The sequence below is a fragment of the Rahnella sp. P4_A8 genome (genome assembly GCF_056402435.1).
In genome coordinates, this window is the sequence record NZ_JBFUHK010000003.1 from 105,070 (window position 1) to 123,947 (window position 18,878).

Sequence of the window (18,878 nt, forward strand, 5' to 3'; positions counted from 1 at the left end):
CAGATTTGGGAGGCGTTTCACGAAATTTAGAGAAAGCGCGGCGGACGTTACAATGAGCAGCGGGTTGGTTTAGGAAGGCCTTTAATTTCGCGCTGAAATAAACAGGGACGTCCTTTCGCCCCGACAAGCCTCTGTTTTTTGTGACGGGTCTCAAGTTTTTCCCTTCCCTGCCGATAACTAAAACTTAAGATTCCTTCCAGGGAAACGCTCATGCTTAAAACCATCCGTTCGCGCATTATCACGGCCTGTATCGTCATCGTGGCCTGTTCGCTGATTATCAATACCTTCCTGAGTTATACCGTTGCCAACAAGTACAACAGTCAGGCGACAGACAGCACACTTAACGCGCTGACGGCCAGCCACACGCGAGGGATCAGCGATTGGGTAAGCTCGAAAACAGGGATGATCGTTTCACTGCAACAGATCGCGATGTCAGAAGATCCGATCCCGGTTCTCAAGCAGATCGCCAGTGCAGGTGGATTTACCAACGTGTATGTCGGTTATGCAAACCGCACCGCGAAGTTCTCCGATCCGACCGGTGTGCCTGCGGATTACGATCCGACCGGCCGCCCGTGGTACAAGCAGGCTGAAGCCGCCGGACATCCGGTGGCCACACCGCCTTATATTGATGCCGGTAGCGGGAAACTGGTGGTCACTTTCGCCGTACCGGTGATGGAAGCAGGCACGCTGAAAGCGGTTGTGGCGGGCGATGTCTCGATGGACAGCGTCGTGAGCAACGTTAATACCATTCATCCGACGCCAGGCAGTTTCGGCATGCTGGTGGATAAATCCGGTGTGATCATCGCGCATCCGGATACCAGCCTGGCACTGAAGCCGATTACCGCACTGGCGGAAGGGGTGAATTTGCAGGATGTGTTTGCCGCCAATGCACCGGTGGATATCCGTCTGAACGGTGCGGTCAAGCGCGTCCGTGCGATGCCGGTAGCAGGCACGGAATGGTTCACGCTGGTGGCGCAGGATAAGAAAGAGTCCACTGCGGGTATGCGATCCCTGCTGACCTCGTCGGTGATTACGCTGATTGTGATCGTGCTGATTTCAGCCGTCGTCATCGGGCTGATTATCAGCAAATCGTTCCACCGCCTGTCGGTGGTGCGCGATACGCTCAATGCGATCAGTTCCGGTGAGGATGATCTGACGCAGCGCCTGCCGGCTGACGGACATGATGAAGTGACGCAAATCGCGCACGCCTTCAACACCTTCGTTGATAAGCTCAGCAAAGTGATGTCTGAAATCCGCACCACCAGTGAATCCGTTAAAATCGCGGCCGATGAAATCGCCGCAGGGAATAACGATTTGTCCGGTCGTACAGACTCTGCCGCAGCCAGCCTGCAACAAACCGCCGCATCCCTTGAGCAGATCACGGCGACGGTTTCCCAGTCGGCCAGTTCGGCGAAACAAGCATCCGAAACCGCTAAATCCGCTTCTGCGGCGGCCATACGCGGTGACGAAGTGGTGACTAAAGTCATTAAAACGATGGAAAGCATCGAAACCGCGTCATCGAAAATCGGAGACATTACCAGTGTGATCGACGGTATTGCCTTCCAGACCAATATCCTGGCGCTGAACGCCGCAGTCGAAGCCGCGCGCGCAGGTGAACAGGGGCGCGGTTTTGCGGTCGTCGCCAGCGAAGTGCGCAGCCTCGCACAACGCAGTGCGCAGGCGGCGAAAGAGATCAAAGTGCTTATCGAATCAACGGTGAGCAGCGTGGCGTCCGGCTCAGCGCAGGTGCGCCTCGCCAGCGACAGCATGAGCGAAATCGTCAGCAACGTGTCGAACGTCAGCAGTGTCATGCTGGAAATCACCCATGCATCTGAAGAGCAGATGCTGAGTATTAACGAAATCAACCGTGCCATTACCCAGCTCGACGGCATGGTGCAGCAGAACGCAGCGATGGTTCAGGAATCCACGGGGGCGGCGTCGGCGTTGCAGGAACAAGCCACCGGTCTGGCGGTTGCCGTCGGGCATTTCCGGGTCTGATCGCGCCGCCTGAGTAAGATGTTCATCACAGCGCCCGGACTTTATCCTCCGGGCGTTTTTTGCTTTACTTCATCGCCTCCTCACGTATTTTCCGCCGACCTCAGATTTTGTAATGTCTGTTTTATGCTAGGATTTAGACAAGAATATATAAAAACAGCATGTCACCTTTGAGGAGCAATGAATGAAGTATCCCGTTAACTTTCGATGGGCTCAAAAACATGAGGATTATTGTTTACGCCATAAGATCCATCTTAAATTCCCGGAAATAGTGAAAGGAATATATAAAAAGAGAAATATATTCCTTTTTAAAAAAGGGGAGAGAATAAAATTTACCGAGGATGTTTGGGTTGAAGAGTACGCCTCAATGCCACGAAAAAGTTTCTGTTCAATGGGCGCGTATTCTTACGCGTGCAGTAAATTACCCAATAACCTCAAAACTGGCAGATTTTGCAGCCTGGCAGCAGGAGTGCGGGTTATGGGGCCGCAACATCCCATACACCGGTTTACGACCAGTCCGCTGACGTATCATGATTTCTTCCCCAAAGTGGCGCAGGAACAATTCGGAGAAACGCTGAATATTGCCGGGTTCGACTATATGCCGGAGGCGACGGTATTAGGTCATGATGTTTGGGTGGGCGAACACGCCGTATTAAAAGGCGGCATCACTATCGGCAATGGCGCAATTATTGCCGCCAATGCCGTCGTCACGTCTGATGTTCCTCCGTACGCGATTGTCGCGGGTATTCCGGCCAGAGTGATTAAATACCGGTTTGAGAAAAGTATTATTAATCGTTTACAATCTATTCAATGGTGGAATTATAAAATTACTGATTTACCCGACTTCGCAGCGGCTGATGATATTGTAAAATTCGCCGATGAGATGGAAGATAAAATACGCCGGAAGGTCATCAGCGAACATCACTATAAAGTGGTGAATATTGCGCAAGAGCTGGCAGAAATATAAAAAACCAGACCGGACAATGCGTAACGCCTCTGTTGTCCGGTCCGGAATGCCATGAAAAATGCGATCAGGCTTTCAGCTCGCGCTCCACCAGCGTGGTCAGCACACCGATGCCGAGCGGAATAATGTCGTCATTAAAGTCGTAGCGCGGGCTATGCAGTGAGTCAGAAGGTGTGGCGCCATCGGCACCCAGCCAGAAATAGGCTCCCGGACACGCTTGCAGCAGATAAGCAAAATCTTCTGCAGCCATCGACGGCGCATTATTGAAATGCACTTTCTGAATACCCGGCGTGTTTTTCGCCGCGTCGCGCACAATCTCTGCCTGCGCTGCATGGTTCTGCGTGACCGGATAACCCAATTCCCAGCGCACTTCCCCTTTCACACCGTACGGTAACGGCACCGCATGGACGTATTCTTCAATCAGCCGCCAGCAGGTCTGACGGGTTTTGTTGCTCAGGCAACGCAGCGTGCCCGACATATGCAGCGTTTCAGGAATGACGTTAATGGCTTCGCCCGCATGAAGTTGCGTCAGGCTGATCACCGTTTGTTCCAGCGGCGACAGGCGGCGCGAAATCAGGCTTTGCAATGACAAAATCAGCTGCGCGCCAGCCACCACGGGATCCGCACCCCGTTCCGGCATCGCCGCGTGACAACCTTTGCCGGTCAGGGTGATATAGAAATTATCCTGCGACGCCATCATCGGCCCCTCGCTGACCGCTACTTCGCCAACCGGCAGTCCCGGCCAGTTATGCAGCGCGTAAACCGCCTGCATCGGAAAACGGTCAAACAGCCCTTCTTTCACCATCATTTCGCCACCGCCTAAGTTTTCTTCAGCAGGCTGAAAGATGAAATGGACAGTGCCGCGAAAATGACGGTTCTCACTCAGATGTTTTGCCGCGCCCAGCAAAATGGATGTATGGCCATCGTGCCCGCAGGCATGCATCAGGCCCGGGTTTTGTGACTGGTGCTCGAATTCATTCAGTTCTTGAATGGGTAATGCGTCGATATCTGCACGCAGTCCGATTGAAGGGCCTTCGCCGTTTCGCAGTGTGGCAATAACGCCGGTTTCGGCAATGCCCGTATACACTTCAAGACCAAAAGACAGTAGCAGTTCACTGATTATTTTTGCGGTGCCATGCTCATTCAGACCCAGTTCAGGTCGCCTGTGAAAGTCGCGACGCCACTGCTTCGCCTGCTCGATAATCTGTCCGGAAATGACCGCCATAAACCCTCTGTGCTGTTCTGAATTCAACACGGTGAAATGCTCTCACCGGCACGTTACTGCTCCAAAGTATCACATCCCGCAGTGAACCGATAAACGGGAAATCGGCTTCCTTTGCCCTTTATCGTGAGTGAGATTTCGGCGGTGAGCACACTTTCGGAATTTACCCAATATTGGCTGAACCCTTCACTATTGCCTGAATGAAAAACCCGCGCCGGATCGGTGTTTTTCCCGCCATTACATCCTTTGGAAAACACTAAGTCCGATTTTCCCCGCTTACGCATCAAAATTTAACTTAGGCCGGACTATTCTATATCGCAATTAAAAAACCTTCTTTCTACATAAATATTACATTGATAGTAATTCAACAATAAAATTAACCTTTGTTATTTATCTTCGCACGGGAATAATAACCAGGAAATAAATTTCTCTGGAAAGAATATTAAATCATCTGCATAGTTATTATTGCTACTCAGAGTGTTTCCAGAGGATTTACATGCGCGTAAACATGCCTATATCACAGCGGGAATATAAGTTAGATCCCGGCACCACGTTAATGTCCACAACTGATGTCAACAGCCATATTATTTATGCCAACTCAGCGTTTATAAACGTCAGCGGATTCTCTGAGGATGAGCTGACCTTCAGGCCACACAATCTGGTACGCCATCCTGATATGCCGGTCGAAGCCTTTGCCGACATGTGGTTTACCTTGCAGCAAGGCGACAGCTGGACAGGGCTGGTGAAGAACCGGCGTAAAAATGGCGATCACTATTGGGTACGCGCGAACGTCACGCCGGTCTATCACCTGGATAAACTCACCGGCTATATCTCCGTACGAAATACCCCCGCTGAACAGGAAGTGAAAGCCGCTGAAGAATTATACAAACAGGTAAAAGAGAAAAGCGCAGGTCGTCGTAAATTTTATAAAGGCCTGGTGATACACACGGGGTTATTTTCATTTTTATCCCTGTTGCAAAAACTTCCCGTTAGCTGGCGATTACGTTTGCCGCTATTTATTTCTGCCTTTTTCCCGCTCTTATTTTCTCTGGCAGGAATAAACCTGACCGAAAGCGCGATCGTTACCGTTATTCTTTTGCTGGCTGCCGATCTTTTCCTGCAATCGCAAATCCGCAATCCGATAAAAACCATTCTGGCGCAGGCGCAACAGGTGGTTTCCGGTAAAAAAGCCGCTTACGTTCATTTTAACCGTGTTGATGAAATTGGTTTGCTGATGCGTTCTGTTAACCAGTTTGGCCTGAATCTGCATTCTCTGGTCGAAGATGTGGGCACGCAGGTTGGCGGGATCGCCCATATCAGTGAGCTCATGGCAAAAAACAGCACTGCCCTGAGCGCCCGTACGGAAGAAACGGCAACTCACCTTCAGCAGACCGCCGCCGCGATTGAAGAAATTACCGGCGCCGTGGAGCAAAGTTCAGACACGGTAGTGCAGGCCAGCAAACTGGCTGACAGCGCGACGGCCGTGGCGCAGAAAGGCGGAGAAATCATGCAGGAAACCATCGGTATGATGCAGTCGATTTCCCACGCCAGCAGCAAAGTTGTGGACATCATTTCGGTTATCGACAGCATTGCCTTCCAGACCAATATTCTGGCGCTGAATGCGGCCGTGGAAGCGGCAAGAGCCGGTACTGAAGGCCGCGGATTTGCCGTGGTTGCCGCCGAGGTTCGCGTGCTGGCACAGCGTTCCGCCACCGCCGCTAAAGAGATCAAAACCCTGATCGAAACGAATATGCACAGCGTCGAAACCGGCGGGCATATGGTTGAAAATGCCGGGAAGCAGATCAGTGAAATTATTGCTGAAGTCGTGCAGATGTCCGGACTGATTAAAGAGATCAGCCATGCCACTCATGAACAAACGTCGGCGCTGACGCTGATCAACACCTCGCTGGCGCAGATTGAAACCATGACACAAAACAACGCCGGGATGGTTGCCCAGTCGTCGGAATCCTCAGAGAGGCTCAATTATCAGGCTACCCGCCTGAGAAACGCGATTGATGTGTACGGCGGGCAGATGACGAAAAGGGAAACCCGCACAACGGCTCATGGATAAAGTGTGATTAAAAAAGGCTTTCCTCTGACGGGGAAAGCCTGATTTTCAGCCTGCGTGAAGCGGATTTAGTTATGATCCCGACGGTATAACTCCCATTCGTCGATACCGCGTCCATCAGGGAATACGCAGTCTGCACGAACGCCGTGTGGTGTTTGCACACTCACCGATCTCCCGCCTCTTTCATGGCAATATACCGCAGCCGGATTTGCCATCCCGCTCTGGTGTCTTTCTGGTTTATGGTGATAACCCGCGCAACCTGCCAGCGCTGAGACCATGATAATGAGGAAGAACTTTTTCATTCTGCACCTTCGTGATGAGAGTAAAAACGRCGGGGAATTCTATTCCCCGTCGCTTTCCGTGACCTACTCCCATATTCTTAAAAAGCTTCTTCTTTTTACTTCGTTTATCAGGCGTTAAACTTTCAGGAAAGGGCCACGGCATCAGCTCCGCCGGGACGTTTTGCCAGAACAGCTTAAAAAAAGCTTTTCTACTCACACAACCGGCAAAAATTTATGGCTACTATTATTCAGGTCGTGAATGGCTTCATCAATCAGGAAGGGGAATATGGAAAAGTACCAAAACCGGGGGGGCAATTCGGGTATCGTCGCTTTCACGACTACGGAAGATTCAATTACCGTGAAGTTCAAAGATGGCTGGCATTACATCTATAATTCCATCCGGCCAGGGGTGACAGACGTTGACCATATGATCGCCATGGCGAAAGCTGGCAGCGGATTGCATGGTTATATCAACCGAAAGATCCGCAATAATCACTTCCATAAATACCGCTAATCGCAGACACGAAAAAGGCGGCAACCGCCGCCTCTTCTGCTTACTGCTTGTTACTGCTCAGCTTATTTGTACATTTCTGCTGTACCGTAAAGCTGGTTATTACCGGATGCACCGATAATACGGTATGAACTTGCACCCGCCTGGGTGGCTTTTGCATTCAATTCTGATTGCAGGCCTGACAGTGAACCGGTGGTTGATGCACCGACTACACCAATGGATTGCTGACCTGCCGGCGCTGACTGCACTTCAGTCGCTGCCAGGGTTGAGAAAGAAGCTGTTGCCAGTGTCAGAGCGGCGATAGTCATTGCGATATTTTTCATGAGGTTAATTCCTGTTCTTCGAATTTTGATTGGGAAACCTTTTGCAGGTGCCCCGGTTTAAGGTCAACGTCACTTATTAATTAACGTTCGATAAGTAAATACTAAGCGTCGCCGGGAGGTTGTGCAAGCAATTTATTTAACGATCATTAACTAATTGTGCGATCGCTTCGGGCGACGTCTGCCGCTGTTCATCGGTATGGGGTTATTTGCCATAGGCGAGGATCGTTATTTCCGCCAGATGACCCCGAATACAGGGCCGTTCGATCCCTAAAGAGACAGGTAAAAGGATTAATTATTGGGAAATTAATCCGTTAAGTTAATCGCCTCCGTTAATTAGTCCACCCATGTGTCAGCAATATCCGCTCCCGGCAAAAAAGCTGCCGAGGCTACGAGCAGGGGCGGTTATGAGTGAATAACGCTCACGAGGCCAAAGGATCGCCAGTAAAAAAAGGAAGTTCTTACCGGATTAAAAAATAAACTTGAAATTGTTTTCAGGATCCTCTCAGACTGGATATATTCTTTTAAATATCACCTTTTCTATGTGGAGCACGAAATGCTGAATTACTTTTTTTTTCAAAAGGGTAAGCAAATTGTTGTACTGGAAAGCTCGGACGTGGGCAAAGCTTCTCAGCTGATTGAACATGGCTACGAAAAACAGTTTGAAGAGATCAGTGCCACAAATGAAAAAAATGCGCTTGCACGCTTTGCTGACATTCGCCGAAATAACCAGATAGATCACGATGACTTCATGGCAGGCGCCGGGTCTATGCCCCTTATAGATGGATTAACGGCCATTGCTACCTATCTTGTTAGCAAAAAGTAGCTCAGCTACGGACGGCTGAGAGTGAACCGTCGAAAAAACACACCCGCAATATGGCGGGTGATTATGTCCGCTGCTGGCACAAAGCCGAGCATCAGATCCCCTCAAATTAATGAATAAATCTAATAAACCCTAGCTAATTACCCCCTATAATTGAATAAATCACTTTGCGTTATCCTTTTTCTACACAACAGCTGAAGGATTACGTCATGCAAACTGTAAATCTGAACAACGGTATTGAAATGCCCCTGCTGGGCTTTGGTGTGTTTCAGATGACTGATGCCGCTGAATGCGAAAGAGCCGTTATTGATGCCATTGATACGGGATACCGCCTGATCGATACCGCTGCTTCTTACCAGAATGAAACCCAGGTCGGGAACGCTCTGAAACAGACCGGTATCGCACGTCGCGAACTCTTTGTAACGACCAAACTGTGGCTGCAGGATACCCATTACGAAGGTGCTAAAGCACAGTTCGAACGCTCCCTGAATCGGCTGCAACTTGATTACGTTGACCTGTACCTGATTCACCAGCCTTACGGTGATGTCCATGGGGCATGGCGAGCCATGGAAGAATTGCATGAGGCAGGCAAAATTCGCGCCATTGGCGTCAGCAACTTCCATCCAGACCGACTGGCCGACCTTATCGCCTTCAACAAGGTTGCCCCTGCGGTAAACCAGATTGAAGTTAACCCCTTCAACCAGCAGCTGCATGCCGTTCCATGGAATCAAAGCCGTGGCATTCAGCCAGAAGCCTGGGCACCGTTTGCTGAGGGTAAAAATGGCCTGTTCCAGCATCCCGTGTTAACTGCAATTGGTCAGAAGTACGGCAAAAGCGTGGGCCAGGTTGTCCTGCGGTGGATCTTCCAGCGAGGCATCGTTTCTCTGGCCAAATCGGTGCGAAAAGAACGTATGGAAGAGAACATCAGCATCCTCGATTTTGAACTTAGTCCTGAGGATATGTTGCAGATTGCCGCCCTTGATACCGCAACCAGCGCCTTCTTCTCTCACCGCGACCCGGCGAGGGTGGAATGGCTGACTGGTCGCAAACTTGACGTTTAAACCGCGATAAAAGAGGTATTCATTCAATGCAAAAACGTTATCTGGGTAAATCCGGACTCGAAGTCTCCGCTCTTGGACTCGGTTGCATGGGGCTCAGTCACGGCTACGGCCCGGCGACAGATACCCGTCAGGCTATCGAACTCATTCGTGCTGCGGTTGAACGTGGCGTCACGTTCTTCGATACCGCCGAAGTGTATGGCCCATTTCTGAATGAAGAGGTTGTCGGCGAAGCCTTAAAACCTTTTCGCGATCGCGTCGTTATCGCCACCAAATTTGGTTTTACTTTTGGCGACGACAACAAGCAGCAGATAACCCAGGCGCTTGAAACGATTAAAATCGTCGGCGAACGTTACTCTCCTGAGCATCAGGCTCGCACAGGCCGTTAATACCCGGGCGGGTCCGCAGCGAATTGCGGACCCGTTATTCCGAGTAGCGAAGTGCATCGATCATCAGCGCAAAAGCGGGCGGATGCTGCTTACGGCTGGGGTAGTAAAGATAATATCCGGGGAAAGACGGACACCAGTCCTGCAGAATCTGGATCAGCTCTCCTGACTTTATATAATCCAGCACCCTATCCTCAGGTATACAGGCGATGCCAAAGCCAGATAAAGCCGCATCAATCCTTTCCGCCTGCAGATTAAACGTTACCTGCCCCTCAACCCTGACCCGTAACGGTTTCCCTTCCCTCTCAAACTCCCAGTGGTAAAGTCCACCGGCAGTGGGCAGACGCATATTGATGCACCGATGATTTTGTAGCTCGTGAGGCGTTTCAGGCGCGGGGTTAGCAGCAAAATATGACGGTGCGCCAACGACTGCCATTCGCATATCCGGCCCAATTTTCACCGCGATCATGTCCTTATCCACGCTTTCGCCCAGACGGATCCCGGCGTCAAAACGCCCCTCAACAATATTGACAAAGCCGTTATCTACCACCAGCTCGAGATTAATTTCCGGGTATTCCCTGAGGAAGGGTTTTAGCTTCGGCCACACCAGATTTCGCGCGGCATGCTCCCCGGCAGATAAACGGATATTACCGGAGGCGGTGCCGTTCAGTTGAACAAGCGATTCCAGCTCCTGCTCGAGATCAGCAATACGGGGCTCAAGGCAGGCAATAATTCTCTCACCCGCTTCTGTGGGGGCAACACTTCGGGTAGTTCGCGTCAGAAGACGGATGTTCAGCCTTTCTTCCAGCGCTTTCATCGCGTGGCTGAGTGCTGACTGAGAAACACCGAGTTTGCCCGCGGCTTTGGTAAAACTTCGCTCTCTTGCTACCATCAGAAAGATTTGGAGTTCGTTGAAGTTTTCTTTAAGCATTAGCGGTTTCCTTATTGAAGCATTCCCCCCATAGTTCACTCATGAAGGGTATTCATAAACACAATCATTTTAGCCCCGTTACTGACAATAATGATAATTGATGTTGTATCGGCATCGGAAATAAGTCTGAATTATCAGCAGGTTTATCAGGAAAGGACTCGTTAACGGCCAGGTGGCATCCCACAATAACTACAAAACTGACGATGGAAATGAAATGGCGAGATGTGAGCCACTTCACTGAGTTTATCCAGTAATAATGTGTCGCGATCTCAAAAACGCCATGAATTCTATGCCGCTGACAAATAAACGGAGACAACACGTTGAGAACCGTCGAAATACTGCAATACACATTACACAAAGGCACCGGGGCCACGTTTCACGCCATCATGCAGGAAATCAGTGTTCCCCTGCACCAATGCCACGGGATCGACGTTGTTTCGTTCGGCAACTCGCTGCATGACCCGGATTGCTACTATCTGATCCGTGCCTTTGACAGCCCTGAAAGCATGGCTACGGCTCTTGATGCCTTTTATGCAAGCGCTGACTGGCGCAACGGTCCACGCGAAAACATCATTCGTAGTATCGAAACCAGCATTAAAACAGTGATGAAACTGACGCCGGAAAGCGTGGAAGGGCTACGAGGGTAAGTGCAGGTTATCGGAATATAACGTAGTAGTGATAAATCACAGGCGACAGAGATATGATCTGCCGCCTGAATATTCATTATTTTTTAGACGGCATATGATCCGCCTCAAACTTTCCTTTTTTCGAACGCCGCTTAAAGTCACTGTATAACTCAACATCCAAAAACCTCACCAGCGGTTTACTCAGATAAATATAAATCGGCGGCATGCCGTGCGGCAGATTAACCAGGATGTAATCATCGAATGATTGTTCATCCGGGATCGGCAGTGAGGTTGAGGTGCTGCCTATTTCTTCCGCGCCGGGTAACGGTAATACTGTGCTAAGAGTAGGGCTTTATACCGTTAGCTTTTTGTGGCTACTGTATTATTTTACCTTGTTTAAAAGCCTCCTTAGCTTCATTCAAACTCATTTTGTTCGCTCCACCACGCCTGTCAGGATTTTTAGACTGAAAAGGGTCATCTTCCCAATTACAGGTGGGACAGATGTCATGCTCACCCAAAGCTTCGAATACCTTTTCACCACAGCATGGGCAAGGATAGTCATCAGTCATTGTCTTCACCTGCAGACATCTGAATAACGTAATTATCAGTATCAAATATTGTTTCAAATAGTATACCGAGGGATGCAGCTTGCACCTTATTCACGTTAAACACCGCAACACCATTGATGAAATCCATTTTATCCTCTTCATCCCAACCCATTATTTTTGAAATAGGGTCCAGTTTTTTTTTCGGGATGTTTACCTCTAAAATCAAGTCTTCTGTTTGCTTATCAAACAAATCAATCGTGTAAATAATCATTATTTTTCTACCTTTCTTGCTGGATCTGCAGGTTTCGTTTGTTTGCCGGTTACGGGATCAAATTCACCTAAATGATTACGCCCGCTTTTATCATAAACTTCGACAGTTCCATGTTGAGAATCCCATTCGTAGATCGTCTTTTTTGAGTCTTTCCAACGATACCGGAACTTTCCTCCGCCCTTGATTAGGGTCTTACTTACTGCTTTCTTAGCATCAGGAAATGCTGGCAATGGAGGATTTCCTTTTGGTGCCACATGGTATTTGTGGTCATTACTCAGATAAATATAAATCGGCGGCATGCCGTGCGGCAGATTGACCAGGATGTAATCATCAAATGATTGTTCATCCGGGATCGGTAGCGAGGTTGAGGTGCTGCCCATTTCTTCCGCGCCGGGTAACGGTAATACGGTGATGGTCGAAGGTAAATACGGCTCATCACGATTACCGGTATTGCCTGGCGCTTTAAACTCAAGCTCGTCGGGCGTCCAGATGATGGCGGGCTTTTCCGCGCCATCCGCCCAGAACTCATAGTTACCCGTGAATATGTTCCGCCGCATGGCGCGTACACGAACCTGATCCAGACCGCTGTCAGCGCCGGTGTGATAAGCCACGGGAATTAACCGACCATATTTATCCTTCACCCACTTAAAACGGATCCGCGTCGGGGCGGACTTTCCGGCCAGCGCCGCAAGCTGGCTGTCGCTTAAAATATCCTCTTCACCGGCGTTCAGCTTGTTCGAGTAAAACGTCCCGATAACACCGACGGTGACCGGATTCACGAACAGGCTGCCGAGGCGGATCGACGTCACCCCGCGCAGAGCACTCATGCCCGACGCAATGAGCTTAGCGCCACCGCCCGTTGCTACGGGTATTGCCAGCGGCATACCAGACTGAGCGGGTGCATCAGCCTTCGCGCCAAATATCTTTTTGTACCAGGGCTTTTTATCACCGGCTGGCTTCTTGCGCTTCGTCGCCTGCGCGTGCTGCTCAACTTCGGGCTTTATGCCTGCGACCGGCGTCGGCACCCCGTAAGACAATCGCCCGAAGTTATGATGCTGCTCCTCGCAGGTTCGTGCTTCGGTATTCCCTGCGCCACATTCAGCCGATTTTGCAAACACCGGCATCGAACGTCTGGCCTGTTCTGCCGCTTCTTTCTCAGCCTGAACCAGCAATACCGCGGCACGCTCTGCTTCCCACTTTTCACGCGCCAGTTCGGCAGGTGATTTACCTCTCCCCATCCACTGTCCGGCTGGCGCGATAACCCGGTTCGTCCCCGGCGGGCAACCACATAAAACATCCGAACCGTCCACGGCAGAAGCGAGGCCGTCATAGGTGGAATGCGGTTCTCCGCTGGTGATTTTTCCGCGACGACCGCATTTCGGGCAGTCGGTCGTAGCATCACCGATGCGGATCACGCCAAGCCCGTGTTCCGTCGCATTGGGCAGAGAGGTCAGGCACACCGCGCCTGTCGTGGTTTTGTCGCCGTGCAGCGCCTGCCCGCGACCATAACAATTTGAGCGATACCCCATCCGTTACGCGCCGGTAACGGCAAGAAAATCTACTGCCATCGGGACATCTTTTCGGGCAACCAGGTAGCAACTGCCCTGCGGCGTACTGATAATTTTATCGCCGTTATCCAGCATGCTGCCGACTAAGGCAAATCCACGATTCCCCTCACAAAACTGCTGGCCTGCGCTGGTGGTAATCTTTGCCGTGCTGCCATCGGCATAAGTGACTTCATCCTGCTCAAGGGCAAACGCCGCTTCAGTGCCATTCTCAAGGGTGACTTTACCCGTACTGCTGGCTTTGGTGACTTTGCCACCGCGGGCAGTCAGGCTGCCTGGAACTGCCAGCCGGTAAATCGCAATAACAGGATGCTGACGGGCAAACGCTGCCTGTTCCTCAACAACTGCCCTCGCGCTTTCATCCATTTCAGCCAGTTGTTCAGCCGTGAAAGGTGGGGTATTGATGACATCCAGTAATTCCTGATTCAGTTCATTAGTGAATTGCATTTCCATATTTATTTTCCGTCCATTGAGGTGAGTTTCGCCGGTATGATAATCAGCTAAAATAAACACCCACAACGAACAATAAATATAAAACCATAAACCTTGAGCTAAATCATAAGATATAAGTCATTTAAGTTATTCGAGTTATTCGAGTTATTCGAGTTATTCGAGTTATTCGAGTTATTCGAGTTATTCGAGTTATTCGAGTTATTCGAGTTATTTATACAAACAGATAATACGAATACTCATATTAATTATTATTTAAAAATGATTCATATAAAATATTTATAGCACAAACAGTCACATAAATTATTTCAAACAAGATAAATTCAAAGTCAAAATTCAGCCATCGCAGAAAATAACACATAATAATTAATGGATATAGAATGAAAATTGTCGTCATTTTTTATCATTTGCCCTCTTTTCTGGTACTCCTGATGCAAAAAAACTGTACCGAACGTGATGCAGAAGCAGCAGATATTGCAGTGGACAATCTCGATTCATGGGATGCCCTACATAAAAACCACATCGCTTACGCACAATGTGACGATGGCAGTATCGCAAAAGGAAATTCAGTAGCGATGGCGCGGAGACTTACCGATAAATGGCAGGAAATCGCTAAGCTGCAATCTCTGAGAAATCGCGATTCAGGATTTGAAAATATATTATGAGGCATATTGATGCGACGCTGGATGCGGATGACGCAGATACCCGTCAGCTTCTAAACAACGTTTTCCCGACAGAAGTCCGCCACTGTTTAATTTCGGTAACTACACTCTCTGGCGTGACTGGGTTATCTCCTTCAGGATAAAAAATTAAATCAGTCCCTGAAGGATGCCCGGTAACCCGACTGAAATTTTCCAGTAAACTGTCCTGATATGACTCGCTGCCATGCACGTCGAAAATATCTTTCACCAGCGCAACAAATTCGGCTTCCGAGTACTCTTCAAACTTATCTTTGAGCTGCATGTTTTTCCTTTATTTGTATTCAGGTGGCTCCTGAGAGTCATTCGTTATCCAAAACAGCCCGAACCCGCGCTTTAAGTTCATCAGCATCAAACTCATACTTATCACGATCATTGTCAGGATTGAATTGATCTGCGAGACAGAAAATGGTCGAGCATTTTTCACTGTCCTGATAGTTATCTTTCAGCGAATCGCCATTTTCACCCTCAGCTTTCCATAGCATCTGATAAGGGTCAGCAAAATCTTCGGCTGAGATTTCGCCATTAATAAATGATCTGGCGAAGGTTAAAAGTTTCTGGCTCATTTTGGGCTCCCTAAGATTGAAAACACTAAACTGACTGCTTTCTACTTTCATGGAATGCAATAGTCAGCGCATCTTCTTCGGCATAAAAATATGCCACCGGCACATCCAACCCAGCAAGAATGCCTGACACGTATTGAGAAAGCGCTGCACACAAGCGTGCTTCCCTGAGTCTTTTAAATGGATAAGCTGAAACGCCAAATGGTGCCGATAATAGGAGTCGAACCTACGACCTTCGCATTACGAATGCGCTGCTCTACCAACTGAGCTATATCGGCTTTTTTGAAAGGTGCCGGGGCTAGGGGTAACAAATTATGCAAACCGCTGACGTCCGTCAAGCGCCGATCGGGATGTTTGGTGAGTTCTTAATCACCCTGCGCACAATATGGATATAACGCCGGTTCTGATGCAGCAAAAACGTTTGGGCGAACGGGGAGCAGGCGCAGAAACGGAACTAAAGGGAGAAGTTAAAAGATTGAAAATCAGGGAGTGCGAGAAGATAAATGGTGCCGACTACCGGAATCGAACTGGTGACCTACTGATTACAAGTCAGTTGCTCTACCWACTGAGCTAAGTCGGCATTTTGAAGTGTTACCGGGGAACTACGGGGCATAAATTATTCAAATCTCCGACATCCGTCAAGCCCCCGGCGGTGCGTATGCTGCTTTTCTCATCAGCACACGCACTTTGATGAACTGACTGCTTAAGCTTTCGCCAGCGGTTCGCGGAAGAAACTGATCAGGGCGTTGTAAACCTGATAGCGGTTTTTCTCCAGCACCATCATGTGCGTGGCTTCACCGATTTCCAGCCAGCGTTTATCCGGTGAGCCGGTGGCGCACAGGAACCATGCCTGTGCCAGTTCGACGGGCACATCAATATCCCATTCGCCGTGGATTAACATCAGCGGCACGCCGATATCGGCCGGATCGTAAAACGGTTTTCCCGCCGCCCAGTAATCACGGATATCCTGAATCGGACCGTTGCTGGCGCGGATTGATTGCTGTGCCCGAAGTGCGTCATCCGGCTCGTCGCTGACGGTTTTTTCCAGCCATGCCTCAAATCCTCCTTCCGGGATCAGCCCTCCCCGCTTGCACTGTGGCGCTCCGCTAATCCAGCGTTCACGCGCCGCACCGGCATTGACGATGCGCCACGCGTTCAGTTCGCCACCGGGGTCGAGCGGCAGCGGTTTGTCGCTCACCCATTGCGGGGCAATCAGCCCTAAGCGCCTGACTTTATGGCCGTTCTGCGTGGTGTACGTACCGGTGACGCTGCCGCCCCACGACATCCCGATCACGTTAACCTGTGAAAGCCCGTTCGTTCTGAGCACAAAATTGACGGCGCTGCTGAAATCGCGCACGGCGACATCTGTTCTCACCGCAGGTGCGTTGAGGGTGGCGGCCTGAAGCATTTCCACCGGACGGGTCGAGCCGCCATAACCGCGTACATCGACGGCGTACACATCAAAACCGGCGCGGGCGAGTGCATCGGCAAAAGAGGCGCCTTCCAGCGGCGTGTCAAACAGGCTGCCGGAGGAATAAGTCGCGCCGTGCATCATGACGATGGTGCTGGCTTCGCTGAATTTTTGCTCCCCTTTGCGGTGCTTGTGCAAAAGATGCAACCGGATGCCGTCGGTATCAGACGGGATCAAAAAGCTTTCGCTGAAAATATCGGAATTGCTCATCGGGTTTTCCTTCTCAGAGTGGCTGCCAGCTCAGGCCACGGGCATCCTACGGATTTTGCCCGCAGAGGAACCGGCGAAATGGGTGGTGAAAACGGTGGCCTGATGGCTCAGGGCAAACTCAATTGCCTTATGGCGTGAGGCTGTCGCCTGTGCCGGTTCTTCGCAGAACACCGAATCCCAGTCAGGACGCGCGAGCTGAAGCGGATGGTGCATCACATCGCCCCAGAAAAAGGCCGTTTCACCTTCAGAGGTAAAGGCGAAAGAGAAATGATCATGGCTGTGGCCTGGCGTGCGGATGATAGCGAACCCCGGAATGGCCGTGGCGTCATCAGCATGTATCCGCTGATCGAGACCGGCCGCCACGACCGGCTCAACGCTGTCGGCAAAGATGCCGTCGCTCGGATCCCGGACGTTGTTCGGATCGGCGTAAAACTGGTATTCGGCTTCAGAAAACAGATAACGCGCGTTCGGGAAAGTCGGCACCCAGCGGCCATTCTCCAGCCGCGTATTCCAGCCGACATGATCAACGTGCAGATGTGACAGCAGTACCACATCAACATCTTCCGGTTCGACGCCCGTCGCCCGCAGGTTATCCAGCCAGCCCGTCTTCAGCTGATTGAACAACAGGTTCAGTGGACGCAATTTATCGTTGCCGGATGCGGTATCAATCAGCACCGTCTGCGTGCCGGTCTGCACCAGCCAGCTGTGGGTGCTGAGCATCAGTTCTGAGGCATCTGCGCCAAAAAAATCTGCCGGTAATGTTTTCGCGGCATCCTGAATAGCATCAGCATTCCATTGCGGAAAAAGCGACGATCCGGGATCTTGCAATGTCATCTCGGGGATCTTAGTGATTCTGGCGCTGCCGATCGGGTAAGTTTCTGGCACACTCATTTTATGACCTTATCTGGTGACAACCTTCTGGTGTGGGGTCATCCTCCCTGTTTCAGCACGGGCGAACAAGGTGGCAATCCCGAATGAAAGATTGCTGATATTGCAACGATAAAAAATGAAAGGGCCGGAATGGATAAGCTGGAGAATATGCGCACGTTCGTGCAGGTGGTGGATTCGGGGTCATTCAGCCGTGCGGCAGAACTGATGGATTTACCGAAATCCACGGTAACGCGGCAGGTGCAGGCGCTGGAAAGCGAACTGGGCGTGAAGCTGCTGCACAGGACGTCGCGCCGTTTAAGCATGACGGAACAGGGCGAAGCCTATTATCACGGAGCAATACGGCTGCTTGATCAGATGGAGATTCTCGACAGCAATGTGCAGGCGGCAACGCAGGCTCCGCGCGGCAAAATCCGCGTCGAGATGCCGAATGCGATTGCTTATCGGCGGGTGATCCCCGCCCTGCCCGGCTTCCTGATGCATTATCCCGACGTTCAGGTTGAGGTGAGCGTCGGTAACCGCACCGCCGATCTGATTGCGCAAAACATCGATTGTGTGATCCGTATCGGTGAGCTGCACAACGATGCGCTGATCGCCCGGTCGCTTGGGGTTTTACCGATGATCACCTGTGCCGCACCGGCGTATCTGCAAAAACACGGCATGCCTGAACATCCGCAGGATCTTATCCTCGACCATACGCTGGTGCAGATCGCCTCGCCACAAACCGGACGGGTATTTGAACATCAGGTGTTTAAGGATCAGCAGTGTGTCACTGTTCGCGGGCGCTGGCAGTTCTCGGTTAACGATTCCACCGCAGCGCTGACCGGTGCCATTGCGGGGCTTGGCGTGCTGACGACGTATCGCTTTCTGGCACAGGAAGCGCTGGATAACGGCGCGCTGGTGCCGCTGTTTCCTGAATGGGCGGATGAACAGGTGCCGGTGCATATTGCCTGGCCGGAGAACCGGCATTTGCCGTCAAAGGTGCGGTATTTTATCGAATGGGTCAGGGCGTTGTTTCAGGAATGATGG

Annotated in this window: 22 protein-coding genes, 2 tRNA genes and 1 pseudogene; 10 read left to right on the forward strand and 15 right to left on the reverse strand. The window is 50.7% G+C overall.

Annotated features, from left to right (window positions below; genetic code table 11):
* Positions 1 to 210 precede the first annotated feature (210 nt).
* Positions 211 to 1,998, forward strand: a complete 1,788-nt coding sequence (locus AC1DUO_RS02855) for a methyl-accepting chemotaxis protein (RefSeq protein WP_015689458.1) — start codon at positions 211 to 213, stop codon at positions 1,996 to 1,998.
* A gap of 181 nt (positions 1,999 to 2,179) precedes the next feature.
* Positions 2,180 to 2,962: a CatB-related O-acetyltransferase gene (locus AC1DUO_RS02860; RefSeq protein ID WP_041673024.1), complete on the forward strand. Its 783-nt coding sequence runs from the start codon at positions 2,180 to 2,182 to the stop codon at positions 2,960 to 2,962.
* Positions 2,963 to 3,026: 64 nt separating this feature from the next.
* On the opposite strand, the gene AC1DUO_RS02865 is transcribed toward AC1DUO_RS02860, so the two are convergent.
* Entirely contained in the window at positions 3,027 to 4,184 is a 1,158-nt protein-coding gene (locus AC1DUO_RS02865) for a M20 aminoacylase family protein (RefSeq protein WP_013574311.1), read from the reverse strand.
* A 493-nt stretch (positions 4,185 to 4,677) separates the two neighbouring features.
* Between AC1DUO_RS02865 and AC1DUO_RS02870 the strand changes: the two genes are divergently transcribed.
* Positions 4,678 to 6,252: a methyl-accepting chemotaxis protein gene (locus AC1DUO_RS02870; protein WP_119261323.1), complete on the forward strand. Its 1,575-nt coding sequence runs from the start codon at positions 4,678 to 4,680 to the stop codon at positions 6,250 to 6,252.
* Between the two features lie 65 nt (positions 6,253 to 6,317).
* Here AC1DUO_RS02870 and AC1DUO_RS02875 read toward each other — a convergent pair whose 3' ends face one another.
* Positions 6,318 to 6,551 (reverse strand): putative hemolysin, encoded by a 234-nt coding sequence (locus AC1DUO_RS02875; protein WP_013574310.1) that lies wholly within the window; start codon positions 6,549 to 6,551, stop codon positions 6,318 to 6,320.
* 265 nt (positions 6,552 to 6,816) lie between these two features.
* Here AC1DUO_RS02875 and AC1DUO_RS02880 point away from each other — a divergent pair, with 265 nt between their 5' ends.
* Positions 6,817 to 7,044 (forward strand): hypothetical protein, encoded by a 228-nt coding sequence (locus AC1DUO_RS02880; protein WP_013574309.1) that lies wholly within the window; start codon positions 6,817 to 6,819, stop codon positions 7,042 to 7,044.
* A 62-nt stretch (positions 7,045 to 7,106) separates the two neighbouring features.
* On the opposite strand, the gene bhsA is transcribed toward AC1DUO_RS02880, so the two are convergent.
* A complete protein-coding gene (bhsA, locus tag AC1DUO_RS02885) occupies positions 7,107 to 7,364 on the reverse strand; it encodes a multiple stress resistance protein BhsA (protein ID WP_013574308.1) in 258 nt (85 codons plus the stop codon).
* A gap of 553 nt (positions 7,365 to 7,917) precedes the next feature.
* Here bhsA and AC1DUO_RS02890 point away from each other — a divergent pair.
* The 3 genes from AC1DUO_RS02890 (at position 7,918) to AC1DUO_RS02900 (ending at position 9,631) form a co-directional block, all read left to right on the forward strand.
* Complete coding sequence (locus AC1DUO_RS02890; RefSeq protein WP_013574307.1) at positions 7,918 to 8,187, forward strand: hypothetical protein; 270 nt, start codon at positions 7,918 to 7,920, stop codon at positions 8,185 to 8,187.
* Between the two features lie 206 nt (positions 8,188 to 8,393).
* On the forward strand, positions 8,394 to 9,245 hold the full coding sequence (locus tag AC1DUO_RS02895) for an aldo/keto reductase (protein WP_112197210.1): 852 nt from the start codon (positions 8,394 to 8,396) through the stop codon (positions 9,243 to 9,245).
* Positions 9,246 to 9,271: 26 nt separating this feature from the next.
* Positions 9,272 to 9,631, forward strand: coding sequence for an aldo/keto reductase (locus AC1DUO_RS02900; protein ID WP_255563051.1), 360 nt, complete (start codon positions 9,272 to 9,274; stop codon positions 9,629 to 9,631).
* A 34-nt stretch (positions 9,632 to 9,665) separates the two neighbouring features.
* On the opposite strand, the gene AC1DUO_RS02905 is transcribed toward AC1DUO_RS02900, so the two are convergent.
* The gene (locus AC1DUO_RS02905; RefSeq protein ID WP_223509691.1) at positions 9,666 to 10,559 is read right to left on the reverse strand and encodes a LysR family transcriptional regulator; all 894 of its coding nucleotides are present in this window, start codon (positions 10,557 to 10,559) and stop codon (positions 9,666 to 9,668) included.
* A gap of 320 nt (positions 10,560 to 10,879) precedes the next feature.
* On the opposite strand from AC1DUO_RS02905, the gene AC1DUO_RS02910 reads away from it, so the two are divergent.
* Positions 10,880 to 11,206, forward strand: coding sequence for an NIPSNAP family protein (locus tag AC1DUO_RS02910; RefSeq protein WP_013574303.1), 327 nt, complete (start codon positions 10,880 to 10,882; stop codon positions 11,204 to 11,206).
* Positions 11,207 to 11,282: 76 nt separating this feature from the next.
* On the opposite strand, the pseudogene AC1DUO_RS02915 reads toward AC1DUO_RS02910, so the two are convergent.
* The 5 genes and pseudogenes from AC1DUO_RS02915 to AC1DUO_RS02935 all read right to left on the reverse strand — a co-directional run.
* Positions 11,283 to 11,513 (reverse strand): annotated as a pseudogene (locus AC1DUO_RS02915) (S-type pyocin domain-containing protein); the annotation flags it as partial.
* A gap of 46 nt (positions 11,514 to 11,559) precedes the next feature.
* The gene (locus AC1DUO_RS02920; protein ID WP_013574302.1) at positions 11,560 to 11,754 is read right to left on the reverse strand and encodes a CPCC family cysteine-rich protein; all 195 of its coding nucleotides are present in this window, start codon (positions 11,752 to 11,754) and stop codon (positions 11,560 to 11,562) included.
* A complete protein-coding gene (locus AC1DUO_RS02925; RefSeq protein WP_013574301.1) occupies positions 11,747 to 12,004 on the reverse strand; it encodes a DUF7683 domain-containing protein in 258 nt (85 codons plus the stop codon). Before AC1DUO_RS02925 ends, AC1DUO_RS02920 begins: the two co-directional genes overlap by 8 nt.
* Positions 12,004 to 13,533, reverse strand: coding sequence for a colicin E3/pyocin S6 family cytotoxin (locus tag AC1DUO_RS02930; RefSeq protein WP_112151314.1), 1,530 nt, complete (start codon positions 13,531 to 13,533; stop codon positions 12,004 to 12,006). The genes AC1DUO_RS02925 and AC1DUO_RS02930 overlap by 1 nt, the downstream gene beginning before the upstream one ends.
* Positions 13,534 to 13,536: 3 nt before the next feature.
* The gene (locus AC1DUO_RS02935; RefSeq protein WP_013574299.1) at positions 13,537 to 14,022 is read right to left on the reverse strand and encodes a hypothetical protein; all 486 of its coding nucleotides are present in this window, start codon (positions 14,020 to 14,022) and stop codon (positions 13,537 to 13,539) included.
* Positions 14,023 to 14,399: 377 nt separating this feature from the next.
* Here AC1DUO_RS02935 and AC1DUO_RS02940 point away from each other — a divergent pair, with 377 nt between their 5' ends.
* The gene (locus AC1DUO_RS02940; RefSeq protein WP_240433028.1) at positions 14,400 to 14,684 is read left to right on the forward strand and encodes a hypothetical protein; all 285 of its coding nucleotides are present in this window, start codon (positions 14,400 to 14,402) and stop codon (positions 14,682 to 14,684) included.
* Between the two features lie 43 nt (positions 14,685 to 14,727).
* On the opposite strand, the gene AC1DUO_RS02945 is transcribed toward AC1DUO_RS02940, so the two are convergent.
* From AC1DUO_RS02945 to AC1DUO_RS02970, 6 genes are all read right to left on the reverse strand, one after another.
* The gene (locus tag AC1DUO_RS02945) at positions 14,728 to 14,982 is read right to left on the reverse strand and encodes a bacteriocin immunity protein (protein ID WP_013574297.1); all 255 of its coding nucleotides are present in this window, start codon (positions 14,980 to 14,982) and stop codon (positions 14,728 to 14,730) included.
* Between the two features lie 37 nt (positions 14,983 to 15,019).
* Positions 15,020 to 15,283 carry a colicin immunity domain-containing protein gene (locus AC1DUO_RS02950; protein WP_013574296.1) on the reverse strand — a complete coding sequence of 88 codons (264 nt, stop codon included), beginning with the start codon at positions 15,281 to 15,283 and terminating at the stop codon, positions 15,020 to 15,022.
* Positions 15,284 to 15,482: 199 nt separating this feature from the next.
* Positions 15,483 to 15,558, reverse strand: a tRNA-Thr gene (locus AC1DUO_RS02955).
* Positions 15,559 to 15,784: 226 nt separating this feature from the next.
* Positions 15,785 to 15,860 (reverse strand) — tRNA-Thr (locus tag AC1DUO_RS02960).
* 123 nt (positions 15,861 to 15,983) lie between these two features.
* Positions 15,984 to 16,961, reverse strand: coding sequence for an alpha/beta hydrolase (locus AC1DUO_RS02965; RefSeq protein WP_112151315.1), 978 nt, complete (start codon positions 16,959 to 16,961; stop codon positions 15,984 to 15,986).
* Between the two features lie 30 nt (positions 16,962 to 16,991).
* Entirely contained in the window at positions 16,992 to 17,852 is an 861-nt protein-coding gene (locus AC1DUO_RS02970; protein WP_477986453.1) for an MBL fold metallo-hydrolase, read from the reverse strand.
* Positions 17,853 to 17,981: 129 nt separating this feature from the next.
* Between AC1DUO_RS02970 and AC1DUO_RS02975 the strand changes: the two genes are divergently transcribed.
* Complete coding sequence (locus AC1DUO_RS02975; protein WP_013574293.1) at positions 17,982 to 18,875, forward strand: LysR family transcriptional regulator; 894 nt, start codon at positions 17,982 to 17,984, stop codon at positions 18,873 to 18,875.
* Positions 18,876 to 18,878: the final 3 nt, after the last annotated feature.

Bases quoted from the DNA above. Each gene is read 5' to 3' on its own strand.
- AC1DUO_RS02870 (WP_119261323.1), top strand. From the start codon at position 4,678: ATGCGCGTAAACATGCCTATATCACAGCGGGAATATAAGTTAGATCCC.
- AC1DUO_RS02975 (WP_013574293.1), top strand. From the start codon at position 17,982: ATGGATAAGCTGGAGAATATGCGCACGTTCGTGCAGGTGGTGGATTCG.
- AC1DUO_RS02950 (WP_013574296.1), bottom strand. From the start codon at position 15,283: ATGAGCCAGAAACTTTTAACCTTCGCCAGATCATTTATTAATGGCGAA.
- AC1DUO_RS02920 (WP_013574302.1), bottom strand. From the start codon at position 11,754: ATGACTGATGACTATCCTTGCCCATGCTGTGGTGAAAAGGTATTCGAA.
- AC1DUO_RS02970 (WP_477986453.1), bottom strand. From the start codon at position 17,852: ATGAGTGTGCCAGAAACTTACCCGATCGGCAGCGCCAGAATCACTAAG.
- AC1DUO_RS02940 (WP_240433028.1), top strand. From the start codon at position 14,400: ATGAAAATTGTCGTCATTTTTTATCATTTGCCCTCTTTTCTGGTACTC.
- bhsA (WP_013574308.1), bottom strand. From the start codon at position 7,364: ATGAAAAATATCGCAATGACTATCGCCGCTCTGACACTGGCAACAGCT.
- AC1DUO_RS02930 (WP_112151314.1), bottom strand. From the start codon at position 13,533: ATGGGGTATCGCTCAAATTGTTATGGTCGCGGGCAGGCGCTGCACGGC.
- AC1DUO_RS02890 (WP_013574307.1), top strand. From the start codon at position 7,918: ATGCTGAATTACTTTTTTTTTCAAAAGGGTAAGCAAATTGTTGTACTG.
- AC1DUO_RS02860 (WP_041673024.1), top strand. From the start codon at position 2,180: ATGAAGTATCCCGTTAACTTTCGATGGGCTCAAAAACATGAGGATTAT.
- AC1DUO_RS02905 (WP_223509691.1), bottom strand. From the start codon at position 10,559: ATGCTTAAAGAAAACTTCAACGAACTCCAAATCTTTCTGATGGTAGCA.
- AC1DUO_RS02875 (WP_013574310.1), bottom strand. From the start codon at position 6,551: ATGAAAAAGTTCTTCCTCATTATCATGGTCTCAGCGCTGGCAGGTTGC.
- AC1DUO_RS02900 (WP_255563051.1), top strand. From the start codon at position 9,272: ATGCAAAAACGTTATCTGGGTAAATCCGGACTCGAAGTCTCCGCTCTT.
- AC1DUO_RS02945 (WP_013574297.1), bottom strand. From the start codon at position 14,982: ATGCAGCTCAAAGATAAGTTTGAAGAGTACTCGGAAGCCGAATTTGTT.
- AC1DUO_RS02925 (WP_013574301.1), bottom strand. From the start codon at position 12,004: ATGATTATTTACACGATTGATTTGTTTGATAAGCAAACAGAAGACTTG.
- AC1DUO_RS02880 (WP_013574309.1), top strand. From the start codon at position 6,817: ATGGAAAAGTACCAAAACCGGGGGGGCAATTCGGGTATCGTCGCTTTC.
- AC1DUO_RS02895 (WP_112197210.1), top strand. From the start codon at position 8,394: ATGCAAACTGTAAATCTGAACAACGGTATTGAAATGCCCCTGCTGGGC.
- AC1DUO_RS02855 (WP_015689458.1), top strand. From the start codon at position 211: ATGCTTAAAACCATCCGTTCGCGCATTATCACGGCCTGTATCGTCATC.
- AC1DUO_RS02935 (WP_013574299.1), bottom strand. From the start codon at position 14,022: ATGGAAATGCAATTCACTAATGAACTGAATCAGGAATTACTGGATGTC.
- AC1DUO_RS02965 (WP_112151315.1), bottom strand. From the start codon at position 16,961: ATGAGCAATTCCGATATTTTCAGCGAAAGCTTTTTGATCCCGTCTGAT.
- AC1DUO_RS02865 (WP_013574311.1), bottom strand. From the start codon at position 4,184: ATGGCGGTCATTTCCGGACAGATTATCGAGCAGGCGAAGCAGTGGCGT.